This is a genomic window from Klebsiella sp. 141198, assembly GCF_050600785.1.
In the GTDB taxonomy this organism is placed as follows: domain Bacteria; phylum Pseudomonadota; class Gammaproteobacteria; order Enterobacterales; family Enterobacteriaceae; genus Klebsiella; species Klebsiella aerogenes.
This window is the reverse complement of the sequence record NZ_JAQIRM010000001.1, coordinates 524,477-542,143: the sequence shown is the minus strand read 5'-3', so window position 1 is coordinate 542,143 and position 17,667 is coordinate 524,477. Positions and strand designations below refer to the sequence as shown.

Below are 17,667 nucleotides of genomic sequence, written 5' to 3'. Positions count from 1 at the left end.
CCCGTTAGCGATTAATTGATGCGGTCTTTTACGATGAAGAAATAGCACAGCGCCCCGGTAAAGGTCACGCAGGCGGCGATAACCAAGGCCAGGTTGAAGGAGTGCGTGGTATCCACCACCCAACCGGTGACGACCGGCGCAAAAGAGGCGAAAACAAAGCTGCCGAAGTTCTGGATCGCCGCCACCGACGCGACTTTATTTTCGCTAACCATCACCTGTACCAGCCCCCAGGCCGAGGTCCCGGCAAAGTGGACGCAGAATAGCGCCATGGAGATAAACGCCACCGCCTGGGTCGGCGAACTCGATTGCACCACCAGCAGCGTGCCGAGCGCGGAAAGCGTCAGGCCAACCACAATCGCCGTTTTGCGCGTTTTCGCCAGATCGTAACCGCGGCGCGCCAGCGCATCGACCACTAGCCCGTTGACCCACATGCCCACCGCCGCGGCCAGGAACGGGATCGCCGCCACCCAGCCGGTTTTCGCGAGGCTCAATCCCTGCTGCGCCTGCAGATAACCCGGCAGCCACGCAATATACAGCCAGCCGGTATAGTTAACCCCGGAGAAGCCTAAAATCATGCCCCAGGTGGTGCGCCGTTTGAACAGCGCCAACCACTCGCTGAATACCAGCGTTGGGCGCGCTTTTTCCGGCGCCGCCAGATACTGGCGCTCCTCCTGTTGCAGGTCGAACTGCGCGCGGTTGCGATACCACGCGTACCAGCACAGGCCCACTACGATCCCCGCAAGGCCGATAACCACGAACATGGTGCGCCAGCCCCAAGCAATCTGCATCAGCACCAGCGCCGGCGGCGCGATCGCCTGGCCAAGCACCGTTGACGAGTTAAAAATGCCGACCGCGGTGCCGCGCTCTTTTTGTACGTACCAGTCGGTAATGGATTTTACCCCCGCCGGCATAAACGGCGCTTCGCCAATACCAAGGCCAATGCGCAGCAAAATAAAGTGGCTAAAGGAGTTCACTACCCCGGTCAGCGCCTGCATCAGTGACCAGAAAATCAGCCCCGCCCCCAATACAATTCGCGGGCCGAAGCGATCGAGCAAAATACCCGAGGGCAGCTGCGCGAAACCATATGATAGCGAGAAGGCGGAAAGCAGTACGCCAAATTCGGTCGCGCTGAGCCCGAGATCGCCACGGATGGCTTCTCCGGCGACGCTTAATGACGAACGATCGAGGAAGTTGACGATACCGGCGATAAACAGCAGCGTCAGGGTGACTTTTTGCACCCGGCCAATGCGCACGGGTTTGGCGCCAGCTTCGCTGGCAAGGGTTTGTGTAGCCATAATTGCCTCTTACGATAAACAGCACGATGCGGTTAGGGTAAGTAAGGCAACTAGTCGGCTACCATACAAGAATCAAGGTTAAAATTAGCGTGGATGATCACAAAGGGCGATTTTTTATCCTGCTGCGCGACGTTAAGCCCGCCCCCAGCCAGCAACGATGATCAGCATGCCGCACAGCGCAATCGCCGCGCCCGCCCAATCATAGTGGCTCAGCTTCACGCCGTCGACGAAACGCAGCCACAACAGCGCAGTACAGACGTAGACGCCGCCATAGGCGGCATACACTCTGCCGCTGGCCTCCGGGTGCAGGGTCAGCAGCCAGACGAACATCGCCAACGCCATCGCGGTCGGGATCAGCAGCAGCGGCGAACCTTCCCGCTTCAGCCATAGCCACGGCAGATAACAACCGATGATTTCGCACAGCGCGGTAGCAAAGAAAAGTAACGTGGTTTTCAGCATTAAAGTTTGGTAAATGAGACAATTTGTTGCACCAGTGTACGCGATAATGTGCCTGAACCCATGCCATTTTGTCCGGTAGGCGCGGGTGGCGAGTTGTAGTAAACTTGTCCAACTGGATAACCCTTTTTATCACTCAAAGGAAATCGTGATGAAAATGACACGCAATAAACGCTGGTGCCTGACCGCCCTGCTGGCGGCAAGCGCAATGGTCTATACCGCTTCGTCCTTCGCGCAAACCGACAAACTGGTGATCGAGTCCGGCGACAGCGCGCAGAGCCGTCAGCAAGCCGCAATGGAAAAAGAGCAGTGGAACGATACCCGCTCGCTACGGCAGAAGGTGAATAAACGTGCGGAGAAAGAGTGGGACAAAACCGACGTCGCCTTCGATGCGCAGGATAACTGCCAGAAGAGCGCCAACGTCAACGCCTACTGGGAACCTAACACCCTGCGCTGTCTTGACCGCCGTACCGGTCGCGTTATTACGCCATAATTCCCCGGCGCCCGTGGGCGCCATCCTCTATTAATGCACACAGGATTTCCCATGTCTGACGCCCCTCACGTCAAACTCCGCCCGCTTGAGCGCGAAGACCTGCGCTTCGTCCACCAGCTTGATAATAACGCCAGCGTAATGCGTTATTGGTTTGAAGAACCTTACGAGGCCTTCGTCGAACTCTCTGACCTTTACGACAAACATATTCACGATCAAAGTGAACGCCGTTTCGTCATCGAATGTGATGGCGAAAAAGCCGGGCTGGTTGAACTGGTGGAGATAAACCACGTTCACCGTCGCGCCGAGTTCCAGATTATTATCTCCCCGGAATATCAGGGAAAAGGGCTGGCGACGCGCGCCGCTAAGCTGGCAATGGACTACGGCTTTACCGTTCTGAATCTGTATAAGCTGTATCTGATTGTCGATAAAGAAAACGAAAAAGCGATCCACATCTACCGCAAACTCGGTTTTATGGTCGAAGGCGAGCTGATTCACGAGTTCTTTATCAACGGCGAATACCGCAATACCATTCGCATGTGCCTGTTCCAGCATCAGTACCTTGAGAAACATCGTCCTCAAGGCCAGACGCTACTCAAGCCCACGGCTCAGTAGTAGTCGATAGTGTTTTTGATGCTGTAGTGTCGCGTCACCGCCGGCTGGACGCTTTCATCGACAACCTGCATCTCGCAGCGGATCGGGTTGTCGTGATCGTCATAGTCACAGGTTTGATTCACCTTACCTAACGCGCGATCGTTAAATACACTCACCGCGCTGTAATCGAGCTTTTTACGCGGATCGGTGGACGGCGTCGATACGACACTGAAGCGCTCATCTTTCGCGGTGGTGGTTTTGCCCAGCGGATAGCCTTCGCTGTCGTAGCGATAGCTGGAAGTGCTTTCTTTCCCAAGAGCCTTCACCACAAACCCGTTGTCATCAGTCTCCCAGCTGACCCCCGCCGCCGGCATCTCGGCGAGCTGGCATTTCCCCTGCAGCCGCAGGCGTTTCTCCTGCGTTTGCGCATCGAGATAGTAATTCGCGTCCAGTACTAGCGTGGCGCCGGTTTTGTTTTCGAGGTCGGTAAAATCCAGCAGATCGAAACAGCCTTCTGCCGACACCTGCGCACGCACGCGCTTCACCATTTCCCCCTGGTCATCAAACAGAATTTGGGTAAAGGTTTTAACCGGGCCGCGCAGCGGGTCGAACTCAAACTCATTGGAAAAACTGGCCATCTCCGGGGTAAACGCCGCCGGCGTTGACGGCTTATCACAGGCGCTGAGCAGCAACGCCGCCGGGATCAGCAAAAACAGTTTATTCACAGCCGCTACCTTTTTGGGAACATTCCAATCATTTTAGCAAATACAATTGTTTACACCAATTCTGCTATGCTTAAAACTGGATGACATCAATAAGGAGCTTATGATGAAACTATCCCCATGGTTGTGCGCGGCCCTGCTGCTGGCTTCGGCATCCGCACTGGCAGCGCCGGACTCCTGCGAGCGGGTAAAAGGCGAGATCCAGCAGAAGATTATCAACAACGGCGTACCGGCCGACGGTTTTAGCCTGGCCATAGTGCCGAACGATCAGCCAGACCAACCCGGCGCTCAGGTGGTGGGCCACTGCGCTAACGACACCTTCAAGATAATCTATACCCGCAGCGGCGACGCGGCGGCGACCGATTCGGACGGGCAATAACCGCCGCTTTCGAGTGAAGGATCTTATCTCTGGTTGACCGGAGATAAGATTCGCCTACCCCTATTTAAGTATTATTCCTCACCCATGCGCCAGCAGCCCCGCGGTTGCCAGCGGCATTTTGCATAATAAAAATCATGGAGTGAGCACAATGTCCAACCCTGAACATCCCGGCGGCGTCAGCCGTCGCACCCTCATAAAATCCTCAGCAATCGGTTCACTGGCCCTGGCCGCCGGCGGCCTGTCCCTGCCTTTCAGTCTACGCGCCGCGGCCGCCGCCGTGCAGCAAGCCACCGGGGCAGAAGAAAAAACCGTCTGGGGAGCCTGCTCGGTTAACTGCGGCAGCCGCTGCGCGCTGCGCCTGCACGTCCGCGACGACGAAGTGGTGTGGGTGGAAACCGATAATACCGGCCACGATATCTACGGCGATCATCAGGTTCGCGCCTGCCTGCGCGGGCGTTCTATTCGCCGGCGTATCAACCACCCCGATCGTCTTAACTACCCAATGAAACGCGTCGGCAAACGCGGCGAAGGAAAGTTCGAGCGCATTAGCTGGACCGAAGCGCTGGATACCATCGCAGAAAGTCTGAAACGCGTGGTGAAAGAGTACGGCAACGAAGCGGTCTATATTAACTACTCTTCCGGAATTGTCGGCGGCAATATGACCCGCTCTTCCCCTTCCGCCTCGCCGGTGATGCGGCTGATGAACTGCTACGGCGGATCGCTCAACCAATACGGCACCTACAGTACGGCGCAGATCGCCTGCGCCATGCCCTATACCTACGGCAGTAACGACGGCAACAGCACCTCGGATATTGAAAACAGTAAACTGGTGGTGATGTTCGGCAATAACCCGGCGGAAACCCGCATGAGCGGCGGCGGCATTACATGGTACCTGGAGCAGGCCCGCGAGCGCTCCAACGCCCGTATGATCGTCATCGACCCACGCTATACCGATACCGCGGCAGGGCGTGAAGATGAGTGGATCCCGATTCGTCCCGGTACCGATGCCGCTCTGGTCGCCGGTATCGCCTGGGTATTAATTAATGAAAATCTGGTAGACCAGCCGTTCCTCGATAAATACTGCGTCGGCTACGATGAGAAAACCTTGCCGGCCGGCGCGTCGGCCAACGGCCACTATAAGGCCTATATTCTTGGCCAGGGGGACGACGCTACCGCCAAGACGCCGCAGTGGGCCTCGCGCATTACCGGTATTCCCGCCGATCGCATCATTAAGCTGGCGCGCGAAATTGGTATGACCAAACCCGCCTATATCTGCCAGGGCTGGGGCCCACAGCGCCAGGCGAACGGCGAGCTCTCCGCGCGGGCTATCGCCATGCTGCCGATTTTAACCGGCAACGTCGGCATTAACGGCGGCAACAGCGGCGCCCGCGAATCGACCTATACCATCACCATTGAGCGCCTGCCGGTACTGGAAAATCCGGTAAAAACCGCCATCTCCTGCTTTAGCTGGACCGACGCTATCGCCCGTGGGCCGGAGATGACCGCAACCCGCGACGGCGTGCGCGGCAAAGAGAAGCTGACGGTCCCTATCAAATTTCTGTGGAACTATGCTGGCAACACCATCATTAATCAGCATTCCGACATCAATAAAACCCACGATATCCTGCAGGACGAGAGCAAATGCTCGACGATCGTGGTTATCGAAAACTTTATGACCTCGTCGGCAAAATATGCCGATATTCTGCTGCCGGACCTGATGACCGTAGAACAGGAAGATATTATTCCTAACGACTATGCCGGCAATATGGGCTATCTGATTTTCATCCAGCCCGCCACTAAGGCGAAGTTCGAACGCAAGCCTATCTACTGGATCTTAAGTGAAGTGGCAAAACGCCTTGGCGACGATGTGCATCAGCGCTTCACCGAAGGACGGACTCAGGAGCAGTGGTTACAGTATCTGTACGCCAAAATGGTCGCCAAAGACCCAGCGCTGCCGGGCTATGACGAGCTTAAAAAAATGGGCATCTACAAGCGTAAAGATCCGAACGGCCATTTCGTCGCCTATCGCGATTTCCGTCGCGATCCTGAAGCGCATCCGCTAAAAACGCCTTCCGGCAAAATTGAGATTTACTCCAGCCGCCTCGCCGAGATTGCCGCCCGCTGGCAACTGGAAAAAGGCGAAGTCATCAGCCCGCTGCCGGTCTATGCCTCCACCTTTGAAGGTTGGGACGATCCGTTGCGCAACCAGTTCCCGCTGCAAATGTTTGGCTTCCATTATAAGGCGCGTACCCACTCCAGCTACGGCAACGTCGATGTCTTACAAGCGGCCTGCCGTCAGGAAGTGTGGCTTAACCCCATCGATGCTGAAAAACGCGGAATTAAAAACGGCGACATGGTGCGCGTCTTTAATCAGCGCGGCGAGCTGCGTATTCCGGCAAAGGTCACGCCGCGCATTATGCCAGGGGTAACGGCGATGGGTCAGGGAGCGTGGCACGATGCCAATATGGCCGGCGATCGCGTCGACTACGGCGCCTGCATGAACACCCTCACCACCCAGCGGCCTTCACCGCTGGCGAAGGGAAACCCGCAGCATACCAACCTGGTCGAAATCGAGAAGGTTTAAGGAGTAAACCATGAGCGCTCAATACGGATTTTTTATCGATTCCGCCCGTTGCACCGGTTGCAAAACCTGCGAGCTGGCCTGTAAAGACTACAAGAACCTGACGCCGGACGTCAGCTTCCGTCGTATCTACGAGTATGCCGGCGGCGACTGGCAGGAGGACAACGGCGTCTGGAATCAGAACGTTTTTGCCTACTACCTCTCTATCGCCTGTAACCACTGCGAAGACCCGGCGTGCACCAAGGTCTGCCCGAGCGGGGCAATGCACAAGCGCGAAGATGGTTTTGTGGTGGTTAATGAAGAGGTGTGCATTGGCTGTCGCTACTGCCATATGGCCTGCCCGTACGGCGCGCCGCAGTACAACGCCGCTAAAGGGCATATGACCAAATGCGATGGCTGTCACGAGCGTGTGGCACAAGGCAAAAAGCCGATTTGCGTCGAGTCCTGCCCGCTGCGGGCACTGGAGTTCGGGCCGATTGCCGAACTGCGTGAAAAGCACGGCCAACTGGCCGCCGTGGCGCCGCTGCCGTCAGCGCACTTCACCAGGCCGAGCATTGTGATAAAACCAAACGCCAACAGCCGTCCGTGCGGCGATACCACCGGCTATCTGGCCAATCCGAAGGAGGTCTGAAATGGGAAATGGATGGCATGAATGGCCGCTAGTTCTGTTTACGGTACTGGGGCAATGCGTAGCTGGCGCAGTCATCGTCAGCGGCCTGGGCTGGGTGTCGCTCTCCGGTCAGCGCGAATCGCGAGAGCGGCTGGTGCGCAGTATGTTCTTTATCTGGCTATTGATGGGAATAGCTTTTCTCGCGTCTGTAATCCATCTCGGCTCGCCGCTACGCGCATTTAATTCACTGAACCGCGTTGGCGCTTCAGCGCTCAGTAATGAAATCGCCAGCGGCGCCCTCTTCTTCGCCGTTGGCGGATTCTGGTGGCTACTGGCGGTGCCAGGAAAAATGCCGGCGGCGCTCGGCAAAATCTGGTTGTTTCTCACCATGCTGCTGGGGTTGCTGTTTGTGATGGCGATGACCCGGGTCTACCAGATTGACACCGTGCCGACGTGGTACAATGGCTACACTACCAGCGCGTTCTTCCTGACGGTACTACTCAGCGGGCCGCTGTTCGCCGCCCTGCTGCTGAAGCTGGCGAAAGTTGACTTCAACGGCTGGTTTTTTGCCGCGATTAGCGTTGCCGCCCTCATCATCAGCGTGGCCGTTGTTGTCTTGCAAAGCGCTGACCTCGCCACGATCCACAGTTCAGTACAACAGGCGAACGCCCTTCTCCCGGATTACGGCGGACTGCAGGTGCTACGGCTGCTCCTGCTGGCTCTCGGTCTCGGCTGCTGGCTGTGTCCGCTGATCCGCCGCCAGCCGCCGCGCGCCGCCGGGTTATTCATCGGGCTGGTATTGGTTTTAGTCGCGGAGTGTATAGGCCGCGGCCTGTTTTATGGCCTGCATATGACCGTGGGTATGGCGGTTGCGGGTTAACGAGACGGCGCGCCTGTGCGCGCCGCAGTAAGGAATAGGGTAATGATGCAGATCCCAAATCGCGACGCCGTCGCACTAAGCGCCCGCACGTTGGGCGCGCTGTTCTCTTTTGCGCCGAATAGCGAGCAAAACGCGCCGCTGGTCGCCGCTTTTCTCGATGGTAGCTGGCAGCCGCAGTGGCCGTTCCCGGTCTCCGATTCACTGGCAATAGACTTCGCCGGCAGCAGCGACGAGGCGCTGCCGCAAGCCTGGCAGCGTCTGTTTATCGGTCCATGGGCGCTTCCCGCTCCGCCGTGGGGTTCGGTGTGGCTGGATAAAGAGTCGGTGTTATTCGGCGACTCAACGCTTGCGCTGCGCGAGTGGATGCGCACCAGCGGTATTGCGCTGGATCTTGAGCGCAACGAACCCGAAGACCACTTCGGAACACTGCTGCTGCTGGCCGCATGGCTGTGTGAAACAAATCAGGATGAGTTGTTTGCGCAACTGCTGGCCTGGCATCTACTGCCGTGGTCCGGGCGTTTTCTGAGCGTCTTTATGGAAAACGCCGGGCATCCGTTCTATCGGGCGCTGGGCCAACTGGCGCAGTCGACGCTGGCTAACTGGCAGGAATATTTGCCCATCGCGGTGACGGAAAAGCAGCTGTATCGTTAACTCACCCGCCGCGTCGATCCCCGGCGCGGCACTTATAGCTTTTGCATCTAAGGTTATTCCCTATCACAATAACGCTATGACTCCCAATTTCACTCCCGCCTATGCATCGTCTTCATAACTACCCTGATGTGCAGGTGATGTTCCGTCGCCTGATCATCGCCACGCTCGTCGGCATCTTTGCAGCGCTGGCCGTGGCGCTGTTTCGCCACTCGATGGTGGCACTGGAAACAATATTTCTCGGTAATGATAGCGGCAGTCTGGTGAACGCCGCGCAGTCGCTGCCGTGGTGGCGTCGGCTGCTGACGCCAGCGCTTGGCGGGCTCGCCGCCGGGACATTGCTGTGGCTATGGCAACGGCGTAGCGTCTCGCGTCCGCACGCCCCGACCGATTACATGGAAGCGCTGGAAACCGGCGATGGCTGTTTCGATACGCCGGCAAGCCTCGTGAAATCGCTGGCGTCGCTGCTGGTGGTTGTAACCGGCAGCGCCATTGGCCGCGAAGGGGCCATGATCCTGCTGGCCGCGCTGGCCGCCTCGCTGTTCGCCCGCCGTTTTACGCCGCGCGCTGAATGGAAGCTGTGGGTCGCCTGCGGCGCTGCCGCCGGGATGGCCAGCGCCTATCATGCGCCGCTGGCGGGTAGCCTGTTTATTGCCGAAATTCTCTTCGGCACCCTGATGCTGGCCTCGCTCGGGCCGGTGGTGATCTCTGCGGTGATCGCCCTGCTGCTGACCAATCTACTCAACGGCGGCGCCGCGCCGCTGTACCACGTCGTCTTTCAGCAAAACCTGACCGCGCTGCATTACGCATTAATGCTGGCAACCGGCCTGCTGGCCGGGCTGTGCGGGCCGCTATTCATCTGGCTGATGGACTACAGCCACCGTGGCTTCGTGAGACTGAAACTGTCGCCGCCGTGGCAGCTGGCGCTAGGAGGCCTCATCGTCGGCATGTTATCGCTTATTACCCCGGCGGTGTGGGGCAACGGTTATAGCGTGGTGCAAAGCTATCTGCTATCGCCGCCGCTATTTAGCGTCATTATCATCGTCTTTGTCTGTAAGCTGTTGGCGGTACTGGCCAGCAGCGGCTCCGGCGCGCCGGGCGGCGTTTTTACCCCGACGCTATTCGTCGGGCTGGCAATAGGAATGCTGTTCGCTGCTTTTAGCGGTCTGTGGCTGCACGGGGATCGCGATATGGCGATTATGATTGGTTTAACCGGAATGGCGGCGTTTCTCGCCGCGACAACGCATGCGCCGATGATGTCGACGCTGATGATTTGTGAAATGACCGGGCAGTATGTGCTGCTGCCCGGTTTATTGATCGCCTGCGTACTGGCGTCGGTACTGTCGCGGACGTTACGCCGGGATTCGATCTATCGCCATTACGCTGCCGAGAACGTCTAAATCAACATACTGGCTGAGTTCACGCTGTTCGGCGCGTGGCAGATAAGGCAGCTCGCCAATCAGCGGCGCGGGCAGCTTTTTGCTCAGCACATCGATGATTTCAGCGTAGTGCGCAAGACCAGGGTTAATGCGGTTGGCGACCCAGCCGATTAACGGCAGACCATCGTTGGCCACCGCCTGAGCGGTCAATAACGCATGGTTGATACACCCTTCCTGAATGCCCACCACCAGCACCACCGGCAGTTGCTCCTGCACCACCCACTCGGAGAGCGGGCGTAAATCGTTCATCAGGCTGCGCCAGCCGCCGGTACCTTCCACCACGACATGATCCACTTTGCCGCTGAGCTGCTGCAGGCCGTCGCTTAATAAGCCGTAGTTGATCGGGCAGCTGTGCGCCACGCTGCTTTCTTCTTCACTTAACGCGATGGGATTGACAGCATCATACGGCAGCGACAGCGTCGACACGCTCTGTAAGACCAGCGCGTCTTTATTACGCAGTCCGTCCGGCGTCTCTTTGCTGCCCTTCGCCACAGGCTTATACCCGGCGACGCTTTTACCGCTGGCAGCAAGTGCCTGCAGCAGCGCGCGGGAAACCACCGTCTTCCCGACAGCAGTGTCAGTACCTGTTATAAAGAAACGCTTAAACATCACTAACCCCAAAGTTGTGTATACGAAAGATACATAAGAGAAATAATCAACAGTGGGAAAAGTCTACGCGAAGCCGCCGGGGCTCAGATTGAGATAGCGCAATTTTTGGTGCGACTATGAAAAAATGTTAACCCTGTAACAGTCGGATAAGGAGCGATCCGTTATAGAGGGCGTCTTTCACCAAAGCCGCGCCAGCCATCGTTCCGCGGTTTGAGAACTGGGTACTCTCAACCGCGATATGACGACTATAGGCCGGTAGCGCCTGTTGCCGAATACAGTCAGAAATTGCCGGAAACAAAATATCGGACGCCTGGTTGAACGGCGAACCAATAAGGATTTTTTGCGGGTTAAACAGGTTGACCATGATAGCCAGAATACGCCCTACATGGGCGCCAACGCCGGTAATGATATCCCGCGCCAGTAAATCACCCTGCTGCGCCGCCTGGCATAACCATTCAACGCTTAACTGCTGTTGATGCAGCATAGAGCTCATCGATTTTGCCATGCGCATCTGCGCCAGCTCCAGCACGCTTTCGACGCTGGCGATGGTTTCCAGGCAGCCATGGTTGCCGCAATAGCAGCGTTTACCATAAGGATCGACCTGGGTATGGCCAATCTCCACCAGGCTGCTGCTGCCGGCGTGCAGCAGGCGGCCATCGGTGATCACTCCCGCGCCTACGTTGTGGTCGATCACCACCTGGATAACGTCGCGCGCGCCCCGTGATGCGCCAAACAACGATTCGGCCATAGTCCAGGCGCTGATATCGTGCTGTATATAGACCGACACCCCGGTGTGATTAGCCAGCGCTTCGCCAAGCGGCATGTCTTTCACATCATCGTAAAATGGCATCCGGTGAATGATGCCGTTTTCAGTATCGATGATCCCCGGCAAGGTGATGGCGATAGCGGTAAGGCGCTCAAGCTTGTGCTGATGGCGAATAAAAAACTGATCGATTTGCTCGATGATCCGCGTCAGCAGCGGTTGCGCATGCTGCAGCGGCAGATCCAGTTGTTCTTCCACCACCAGCTTGCTGCTCAAATCGCGCAGCGCCAGGTGGATTTCCCCCCGACTGATGCGCAACGACAAATAATGCCAGGCTTCCGTTTCAACCATCAGCCCGACCGCAGGGCGGCCGCGGCTCCCCGGCTCCTGGATTTCTGTCTCCTGCACCAGATGCGCTTCCAGCATCTCGCGAACAATTTTGGTAATGCTGGCCGGCGCCAGTTGCGCAAATCGGGAAAGGTCGATACGCGATACCGGGCCAAGCTGATCAATCAGGCGATACACTGCTCCTGCGTTGGTCTGCTTTATTTGATCGATATGGCCTGGTTGACTGTCCGCTACCACCATTGACTCCCTTATTTTCGCGCTTCGAAATAAACTTCCGGCTATGGTGAAGCACTTCGATGGTACACGTCAAATTTTTACTTAGCCTTGTGATTTACCGCACATTTTTGGCTCTTTTTTGTCTCATTTTGCTAATGCGGCGGCGGCGAGAAGATAATCGCGAAAACGCTGCGCCGCCAGCCCCTGTTCGCGGTGTTTGGCCCACACCAGCCACATTTCCGATACCGCATCGGGTTCACTAATCGGCAGCCAGCGCATTTCATTCAATTGCACCCGCTTAAACGACGCCGGTAGGATCGATACCCCAAGACCAGAAGCCACCAGGCCGATGATGGTCATTGCTTCGCCGACCTCCTGGGTGATAACCGGCGCGGTACCGTAGCGACGCATCAGCCCGAGAATATCGTCATACAGGCCGGTACCAACATGCGGATCGAAAAAGACAAACGGCTCGCGCGCCAGCTCAAGCAGACTGACCGCCTGTTGACGAGCCAAAGGATGATCGCTGGGCACCATCGCCAGTAGCGGTTCGCGCAGCACCTTTTCCCAGCACAACGTATCCGGCAGTTGCGTGTTGCGCATCAGGCCAAGGTCAAGCGCCCCTTCATTCAACGGCACTATCTGTTCGCGGGTGTTGGTTTCGCGGGTTTGAATATGAACATCGGGAAATCGCCGACGAAAAGTAGAAAGCGTATCGGAAACCGCTTTGATGAACGGCGCGGATGAGGTGAAGCCAATACGCAGTTCACCGGTTTCGCCGTGATGCAGGCGCCCGGCGCGGGCGGCGGCGTCTTCAACCTGCGACAGAATTTGTCGGCTATCGGCGAGGAACTGCTTCCCCGCAGGAGTCAGGCTAACGCTACGGTTGGTGCGGGCAAACAGCCGCGCGCCAATTTGCTGTTCGAGAATCTGAATTTGCTGGCTTAACGGCGGCTGGGAGATGTTGAGGCGCGCCGCCGCGCGGCCAAAATGTAGCTCTTCTGCTACGGCGACGAAGTAACGCAGATGACGCAGCTCGATATTCATATTTAAAACATCTTATTTGAGATTATTAATATATTAGACGGAATATTTACAATTTTATACTCTAAAAATGTGAGCTGAATGGTCACATCAGTTTGTTTGTAATCCAGCGGTATATAAGCAAGGAATTCTCCGTGAGTAACACAACAACCGCCGGCACCGCGCCGGTGAGCAGCGCCAGCGATAAGGCCGTAAACCAGCCAAATCAATTTATTAAACGCGGTACCCCGGCGTTTATTCGCGTCACCCTGGCGCTGTTTTCCGCCGGACTGGCGACATTCGCCCTGCTCTACTGCGTGCAGCCTATTCTGCCGGTGCTGTCGGGCGAGTTCGGCGTAAGCCCTGCCAGCAGCAGTATTTCGTTATCGATTTCCACCGCGATGCTCGCCGTCGGGCTGCTTTTCACCGGACCGCTGTCTGATGCCATTGGTCGTAAACCGGTGATGGTCACCGCCTTACTGTTGGCGGCGTGTTGCTCATTATTATCAACGATGATGACCAGCTGGCACGGTATTCTGATCATGCGCGCGTTGATCGGCCTGTCGCTCAGCGGCGTGGCCGCCGTGGGAATGACTTATCTCAGCGAGGAGATCCACCCAAGCGTGGTGGCGTTTTCGATGGGGCTTTACATCAGCGGTAACTCAATAGGCGGCATGAGCGGCCGCCTGCTCACCGGGGTCTTTACCGATTTCTTCGGCTGGCGCGTGGCGCTGGCGGTGATAAGCGCCTTCGCCCTCGCAGCGGCAATTATGTTCTGGCGTATTCTTCCGGAGTCTCGCCATTTTCGCCCTATTTCGTTGAAACCGAAAACGCTGCTGATTAACTTCCATCTGCACTGGCGCGATCGCGGACTGCCGCTATTGTTCCTCGAAGGTTTCCTGCTGATGGGCGCATTTGTGACCCTGTTCAACTATATTGGCTACCGCTTGATGATGTCGCCATGGTCGCTGAACCAGGCGGTGGTTGGCCTGCTGTCGGTCGCCTACCTGACCGGGACCTGGAGTTCGCCAAAAGCCGGCGCGCTGACGGTGCGCTATGGCCGCGGGCCGGTGATGTTGTTCTTTATTGCGGTGATGCTGTTTGGCCTGCTGATGACGCTATTCTCGCCCCTGTGGCTGATTTTCATCGGCATGCTGCTGTTCTCCGCCGGCTTTTTTGCCGCGCACTCGGTCGCCAGCAGTTGGATCGGACCACGGGCGCGTCGCGCGCGCGGCCAGGCATCCTCGTTGTACCTGTTCAGTTACTATCTCGGTTCCAGTATTGCGGGGACGCTCGGCGGGGTCTTCTGGCATCATTACGGCTGGAACGGCGTCGGCGGCTTTATCGCGCTCCTGTTAATGGCCGCGCTGCTGACCGGCGCCTGTTTGCACAACCGCCTGAAATAATCGTTAAACGACGTGACCTTACGGGTCACGTCCGCTCACCACAGCCCGAGCACCGATGGCAACCCCAACAGTTCTCTGAGAGCATCCATAGAAAGCAGTGCGAAAAACACCCACGTGAACGGATTCATACTCGCCTCCGCTGACAGCCAGCGCCTGTAATTAGTGTAGTCGCTGGCGAGGCGCGCCGTCCGTTATGGTATTCACATACGCATTTTTCGCCGCACGCAAAATGTCGTTCCCACGACTCGACCAAATCCCCCCGACGCGCTAGTGTACCCTCTGACAACAGATTTATTTCACTCGCCACAGGCCAGCAGAGACTATGACTGAAAACAACAACTATCAGCAGCTCACCCGCACATTCCAACGGCTCTCCCGCTTCTCTCACCTTGCCGCCATCGCCGGCTGGGATATGTTCGCCATGATGCCGCCCGGCGGCAGCCGCGCGCGCGGCGAAGCGCTGGCGGAGCTCGGGGTGCTGCAGCACCAAATTTTGACCGACAAGAAGGTTGGCGAATGGCTGCGGCACGCCCAACAGGAAGACCTTAACGATCTGGAGCAAGCTAACCTGCGCGAAATGACCCGGCAGTATCAGCAGGCGGCGCTACTGCCGGAAAGCCTGGTGGAGGCGAAATCACTGGCCGGCAGCCGCTGCGAACATGCCTGGCGCAGCCAGCGACCGGCTAACGACTGGCAGGGATTTGCCGAAAACCTGCGCGAAGTCATTAAGCTCAGCCGCGAAGAGGCGCAGATCCGAGCCGATGCTAAAGGGTGTTCCCGCTATGACGCCCTGCTGGATATTTTTGAACCCGACATGACCAGCGCGCGTCTTGACGTGCTATTCGCCGATCTGAAATCCTGGCTGCCGTCGCTGCTGGCAAACGTCGTCGATAAGCAAGCGCAGAAAACGCTGCTCGAGCCGCAGGGGCCCTTCGCCATCGCCGATCAGCGCGAGCTGGGGCTGGAAGCGATGCGGGTTTTAGGCTTTGATTTTGACGGCGGGCGTCTGGATATTAGCGCACACCCCTTCTGCGGCGGGGTGCCAGAGGACGTCCGGATCACCACCCGCTATAACGAAAACGATCTGCTCAGCGCGCTATTTGGCGTGATCCACGAAACCGGCCACGCGCGCTATGAACAGAACCTCCCGCGTAACTGGGTCGATCAGCCGGTTGGGCTGGCTCGCTCAACGGCGATTCATGAATCTCAGAGTCTGTTCTTCGAAATGCAGCTTGGCCGCAGCGAAGCCTTCCTCAACCGCCTGCTGCCCGCCGTGCGTCAACGCTTTGGCGACCAGCCGGCGTTCAGCGCGGAAAACTTTATCGCCTGGAACCAGCGCGTGAAGCCGGGCTTCATTCGCGTCGATGCCGACGAAGTCAGCTACCCGGCGCACGTCATTCTGCGCTATGAAATCGAGCGGGCGCTGATCGACGGCGATATTGAAGTAGACGATATTCCAGCCCTGTGGGATGAGAAAATGCAGAGCTGGCTGGGTATTTCGACCCTCGGCAACTATCGTGACGGCTGTATGCAGGATATTCACTGGACCGATGGCGGTTTCGGCTATTTCCCTTCCTATACGCTGGGGGCGATGTACGCCGCACAGTTAATGGCGGCCGCCAGACGCGCGCTACCGAATCTCGCGCAGGATATCGCCGGCGGCGATTTTAACGCCCTGTTCGACTGGTTGCGGCAAAATATCTGGCAACACGGCAGCCGCTTTACCACTTCGCAGCTGATTAAAAATGCCACCGGCGAAGATCTCAACAGCGAGTATTTCCGCCAGCATCTTACCGCCCGTTATCTCTAAGCCTGTGCGCCGGGGCCTGCTCCGGCGCGTTTCGCCTGACCAGACGGATATTGTACAAACGGTTACACGCCGATACCAAACACTCACGGAAAGCTCGAAAAGACAAGCATATAGTTACTTCAACGGCCCCGCAGTGGGGTTGAAATGAAGAAACCTTTTCGAGGATATCAGAATGAAAAAAGTATTAGCTCTGGTCGTTGCCGCTGCTATGGGTCTGTCTTCCGCTGCTTTCGCTGCTGATGCAGTAAGCACCACTCAGGCACCTGCTGCTGCAACTCACAGCACCACTGCCAAGACCACTCACCATAAGAAACATCACAAAGCTGCCGCCAAACCGGCTGCAGAACAGAAGGCCCAGGCTGCCAAGAAACACAAAAAAGCCACGGCAAAACCTGCAGTAGAGCAAAAAGCTCAGGCTGCGAAAAAACACCACAAAGCCGCCGCTAAACCGGCCGCGCAGAAAGCTCAGGCTGCCAAAAAGCACCACAAAACTGCCGCTAAACCAGTAGCGCAGAAAGCTCAGGCTGCCAAAAAACACCACAAAACCACTAAACACACCGCAGCTAAACCTGCTGCTCAGCCGGCTGCATAATCTTTCCGGTTAGTCTGGTTTTGTATAAATCGGCGCTGTTTCAGCGCCGTTTTTTTCTGGAGAGCGCTATGCTGCGACGTTATCGTTTTGAGCTCATCCTGATACTGCTGATAATCTGCGCGCTGGTGGCAACCCGCTTTTTCCTCTACTAGGCGTCGCTATTCATCCCCCTCAATGGGAAAACCGGCTGCACGTATCGCCTGACGGCAATCGCTGACTCCCGCCGCATATCCCGCTTCAATTTCGCATACCGGGCTCGCGCTGGAGAAAGGTAAGCGAATCGGCGTCGCCAGTTGACGTTCCAGCTCGCTAATTTTTTGCCGCGCCGCCAGCAGCTCCACCGCCAATTCAGCGGTCGACACTTCGCTATCTGCTCCTGCAATCACCGCCCGTAATCGCGTCTCATCGATAGTCATCATATCCGCCAGTTCTGCATTCACTGGCGGATATTATAGCCCACGCCACCTCACGGCGCTGGCGGGTCATTACAGGGCATGTACCGCCTCAATGACGAGATAGCCCATCGCGCCCCACATAAAAATTGAAACCAGCGAAACATAAACTAATGCGCGAATACCTTGTTTAGACATACACCCTCCCACTGCGGGAAATGACATTGCGCTTATGATGGCCGGGTCAACCTCACATTTCACTCAATGGGAACCAGCGAAAACGATGTTTACAGTGAGAAAATGTTTCGTAGTGAAAATAATTGAGAAGATGGTAAAAAAACGCCAATGACGATGAACTTTCGTGCTCGCAAGGCGACTAAAACACCCGCAAAAAATTGCGCTTTGCGAATGTCC

18 protein-coding genes and 1 pseudogene are annotated in these 17,667 nt (G+C 56.9%); 11 read left to right on the top strand and 8 right to left on the bottom strand.

Annotated elements, in window-relative coordinates:
• Positions 1 to 11: 11 nt before the first annotated feature.
• A complete protein-coding gene (locus tag PGR10_RS02620) occupies positions 12 to 1,295 on the bottom strand; it encodes an MFS transporter (RefSeq protein ID WP_047048077.1) in 1,284 nt (427 codons plus the stop codon).
• A 132-nt stretch (positions 1,296 to 1,427) separates the two neighbouring features.
• Positions 1,428 to 1,789: pseudogene (locus PGR10_RS02615) on the bottom strand (YnfA family protein).
• A gap of 113 nt (positions 1,790 to 1,902) precedes the next feature.
• Here PGR10_RS02615 and PGR10_RS02610 point away from each other — a divergent pair.
• Positions 1,903 to 2,244, top strand: coding sequence for a DUF1283 family protein (locus PGR10_RS02610; RefSeq protein WP_015366763.1), 342 nt, complete (start codon positions 1,903 to 1,905; stop codon positions 2,242 to 2,244).
• Between the two features lie 51 nt (positions 2,245 to 2,295).
• Positions 2,296 to 2,856 carry a spermidine N1-acetyltransferase gene (gene speG, locus PGR10_RS02605; protein ID WP_015366764.1) on the top strand — a complete coding sequence of 187 codons (561 nt, stop codon included), beginning with the start codon at positions 2,296 to 2,298 and terminating at the stop codon, positions 2,854 to 2,856.
• Here speG and PGR10_RS02600 read toward each other — a convergent pair.
• A complete protein-coding gene (locus PGR10_RS02600; RefSeq protein ID WP_087860675.1) occupies positions 2,850 to 3,560 on the bottom strand; it encodes a YnfC family lipoprotein in 711 nt (236 codons plus the stop codon). The genes speG and PGR10_RS02600 overlap by 7 nt on opposite strands.
• Positions 3,561 to 3,663: 103 nt before the next feature.
• On the opposite strand from PGR10_RS02600, the gene PGR10_RS02595 reads away from it, so the two are divergent.
• From PGR10_RS02595 to clcB, 6 genes are all read left to right on the top strand, one after another.
• The gene (locus PGR10_RS02595) at positions 3,664 to 3,936 is read left to right on the top strand and encodes a DUF1161 domain-containing protein (protein WP_430922866.1); all 273 of its coding nucleotides are present in this window, start codon (positions 3,664 to 3,666) and stop codon (positions 3,934 to 3,936) included.
• 148 nt (positions 3,937 to 4,084) lie between these two features.
• Positions 4,085 to 6,520, top strand: coding sequence for a selenate/tellurate reductase subunit YnfE (ynfE, locus tag PGR10_RS02590; RefSeq protein WP_430922865.1), 2,436 nt, complete (start codon positions 4,085 to 4,087; stop codon positions 6,518 to 6,520).
• A gap of 10 nt (positions 6,521 to 6,530) precedes the next feature.
• Positions 6,531 to 7,148, top strand: a complete 618-nt coding sequence (locus PGR10_RS02585; protein WP_430922864.1) for a DMSO/selenate family reductase complex B subunit — start codon at positions 6,531 to 6,533, stop codon at positions 7,146 to 7,148.
• A gap of 1 nt (position 7,149) precedes the next feature.
• The gene (locus PGR10_RS02580) at positions 7,150 to 8,007 is read left to right on the top strand and encodes a DmsC/YnfH family molybdoenzyme membrane anchor subunit (protein WP_430922863.1); all 858 of its coding nucleotides are present in this window, start codon (positions 7,150 to 7,152) and stop codon (positions 8,005 to 8,007) included.
• 42 nt (positions 8,008 to 8,049) lie between these two features.
• Complete coding sequence (gene dmsD / locus PGR10_RS02575) at positions 8,050 to 8,658, top strand: Tat proofreading chaperone DmsD (RefSeq protein ID WP_430922862.1); 609 nt, start codon at positions 8,050 to 8,052, stop codon at positions 8,656 to 8,658.
• Between the two features lie 101 nt (positions 8,659 to 8,759).
• Positions 8,760 to 10,055, top strand: a complete 1,296-nt coding sequence (gene clcB, locus PGR10_RS02570; RefSeq protein WP_430922861.1) for a voltage-gated ClC-type chloride channel ClcB — start codon at positions 8,760 to 8,762, stop codon at positions 10,053 to 10,055.
• Here the strand turns inward: clcB and bioD are convergent.
• The 3 genes from bioD to PGR10_RS02555 form a co-directional block, all read right to left on the bottom strand.
• Complete coding sequence (bioD, locus tag PGR10_RS02565; RefSeq protein ID WP_087858536.1) at positions 10,008 to 10,703, bottom strand: dethiobiotin synthase; 696 nt, start codon at positions 10,701 to 10,703, stop codon at positions 10,008 to 10,010. The genes clcB and bioD overlap by 48 nt on opposite strands.
• Positions 10,704 to 10,830: 127 nt before the next feature.
• On the bottom strand, positions 10,831 to 12,051 hold the full coding sequence (gene mlc / locus PGR10_RS02560) for a sugar metabolism global transcriptional regulator Mlc (protein ID WP_087858535.1): 1,221 nt from the start codon (positions 12,049 to 12,051) through the stop codon (positions 10,831 to 10,833).
• Positions 12,052 to 12,174: 123 nt separating this feature from the next.
• Positions 12,175 to 13,077 (bottom strand): LysR family transcriptional regulator, encoded by a 903-nt coding sequence (locus PGR10_RS02555; protein ID WP_213317617.1) that lies wholly within the window; start codon positions 13,075 to 13,077, stop codon positions 12,175 to 12,177.
• Positions 13,078 to 13,208: 131 nt separating this feature from the next.
• Here PGR10_RS02555 and PGR10_RS02550 point away from each other — a divergent pair, with 131 nt between their 5' ends.
• Positions 13,209 to 14,459: an MFS transporter gene (locus PGR10_RS02550; protein WP_307858951.1), complete on the top strand. Its 1,251-nt coding sequence runs from the start codon at positions 13,209 to 13,211 to the stop codon at positions 14,457 to 14,459.
• Positions 14,460 to 14,494: 35 nt separating this feature from the next.
• On the opposite strand, the gene PGR10_RS02545 is transcribed toward PGR10_RS02550, so the two are convergent.
• Positions 14,495 to 14,587 carry a KPN_01571 family protein gene (locus PGR10_RS02545; RefSeq protein WP_020078946.1) on the bottom strand — a complete coding sequence of 31 codons (93 nt, stop codon included), beginning with the start codon at positions 14,585 to 14,587 and terminating at the stop codon, positions 14,495 to 14,497.
• A 194-nt stretch (positions 14,588 to 14,781) separates the two neighbouring features.
• Here PGR10_RS02545 and PGR10_RS02540 point away from each other — a divergent pair, with 194 nt between their 5' ends.
• Positions 14,782 to 16,269 carry a carboxypeptidase M32 gene (locus tag PGR10_RS02540; protein ID WP_430922860.1) on the top strand — a complete coding sequence of 496 codons (1,488 nt, stop codon included), beginning with the start codon at positions 14,782 to 14,784 and terminating at the stop codon, positions 16,267 to 16,269.
• A 172-nt stretch (positions 16,270 to 16,441) separates the two neighbouring features.
• Entirely contained in the window at positions 16,442 to 16,861 is a 420-nt protein-coding gene (gene asr / locus PGR10_RS02535; protein WP_430922859.1) for an acid resistance repetitive basic protein Asr, read from the top strand.
• 158 nt (positions 16,862 to 17,019) lie between these two features.
• Here the strand turns inward: asr and PGR10_RS02530 are convergent, their stop codons facing one another.
• The gene (locus tag PGR10_RS02530) at positions 17,020 to 17,277 is read right to left on the bottom strand and encodes a hypothetical protein (protein WP_183269045.1); all 258 of its coding nucleotides are present in this window, start codon (positions 17,275 to 17,277) and stop codon (positions 17,020 to 17,022) included.
• Positions 17,278 to 17,667 lie beyond the last annotated feature (390 nt).

Bases quoted from the DNA above. Each gene is read 5' to 3' on its own strand.
- PGR10_RS02580 (WP_430922863.1), top strand. From the start codon at position 7,150: ATGGGAAATGGATGGCATGAATGGCCGCTAGTTCTGTTTACGGTACTG.
- clcB (WP_430922861.1), top strand. From the start codon at position 8,760: ATGCATCGTCTTCATAACTACCCTGATGTGCAGGTGATGTTCCGTCGC.
- dmsD (WP_430922862.1), top strand. From the start codon at position 8,050: ATGATGCAGATCCCAAATCGCGACGCCGTCGCACTAAGCGCCCGCACG.
- PGR10_RS02545 (WP_020078946.1), bottom strand. From the start codon at position 14,587: ATGAATCCGTTCACGTGGGTGTTTTTCGCACTGCTTTCTATGGATGCT.
- PGR10_RS02620 (WP_047048077.1), bottom strand. From the start codon at position 1,295: ATGGCTACACAAACCCTTGCCAGCGAAGCTGGCGCCAAACCCGTGCGC.
- speG (WP_015366764.1), top strand. From the start codon at position 2,296: ATGTCTGACGCCCCTCACGTCAAACTCCGCCCGCTTGAGCGCGAAGAC.
- ynfE (WP_430922865.1), top strand. From the start codon at position 4,085: ATGTCCAACCCTGAACATCCCGGCGGCGTCAGCCGTCGCACCCTCATA.
- PGR10_RS02530 (WP_183269045.1), bottom strand. From the start codon at position 17,277: ATGACTATCGATGAGACGCGATTACGGGCGGTGATTGCAGGAGCAGAT.
- bioD (WP_087858536.1), bottom strand. From the start codon at position 10,703: ATGTTTAAGCGTTTCTTTATAACAGGTACTGACACTGCTGTCGGGAAG.
- asr (WP_430922859.1), top strand. From the start codon at position 16,442: ATGAAAAAAGTATTAGCTCTGGTCGTTGCCGCTGCTATGGGTCTGTCT.
- PGR10_RS02610 (WP_015366763.1), top strand. From the start codon at position 1,903: ATGAAAATGACACGCAATAAACGCTGGTGCCTGACCGCCCTGCTGGCG.
- PGR10_RS02595 (WP_430922866.1), top strand. From the start codon at position 3,664: ATGAAACTATCCCCATGGTTGTGCGCGGCCCTGCTGCTGGCTTCGGCA.
- PGR10_RS02540 (WP_430922860.1), top strand. From the start codon at position 14,782: ATGACTGAAAACAACAACTATCAGCAGCTCACCCGCACATTCCAACGG.
- PGR10_RS02585 (WP_430922864.1), top strand. From the start codon at position 6,531: ATGAGCGCTCAATACGGATTTTTTATCGATTCCGCCCGTTGCACCGGT.
- PGR10_RS02555 (WP_213317617.1), bottom strand. From the start codon at position 13,077: ATGAATATCGAGCTGCGTCATCTGCGTTACTTCGTCGCCGTAGCAGAA.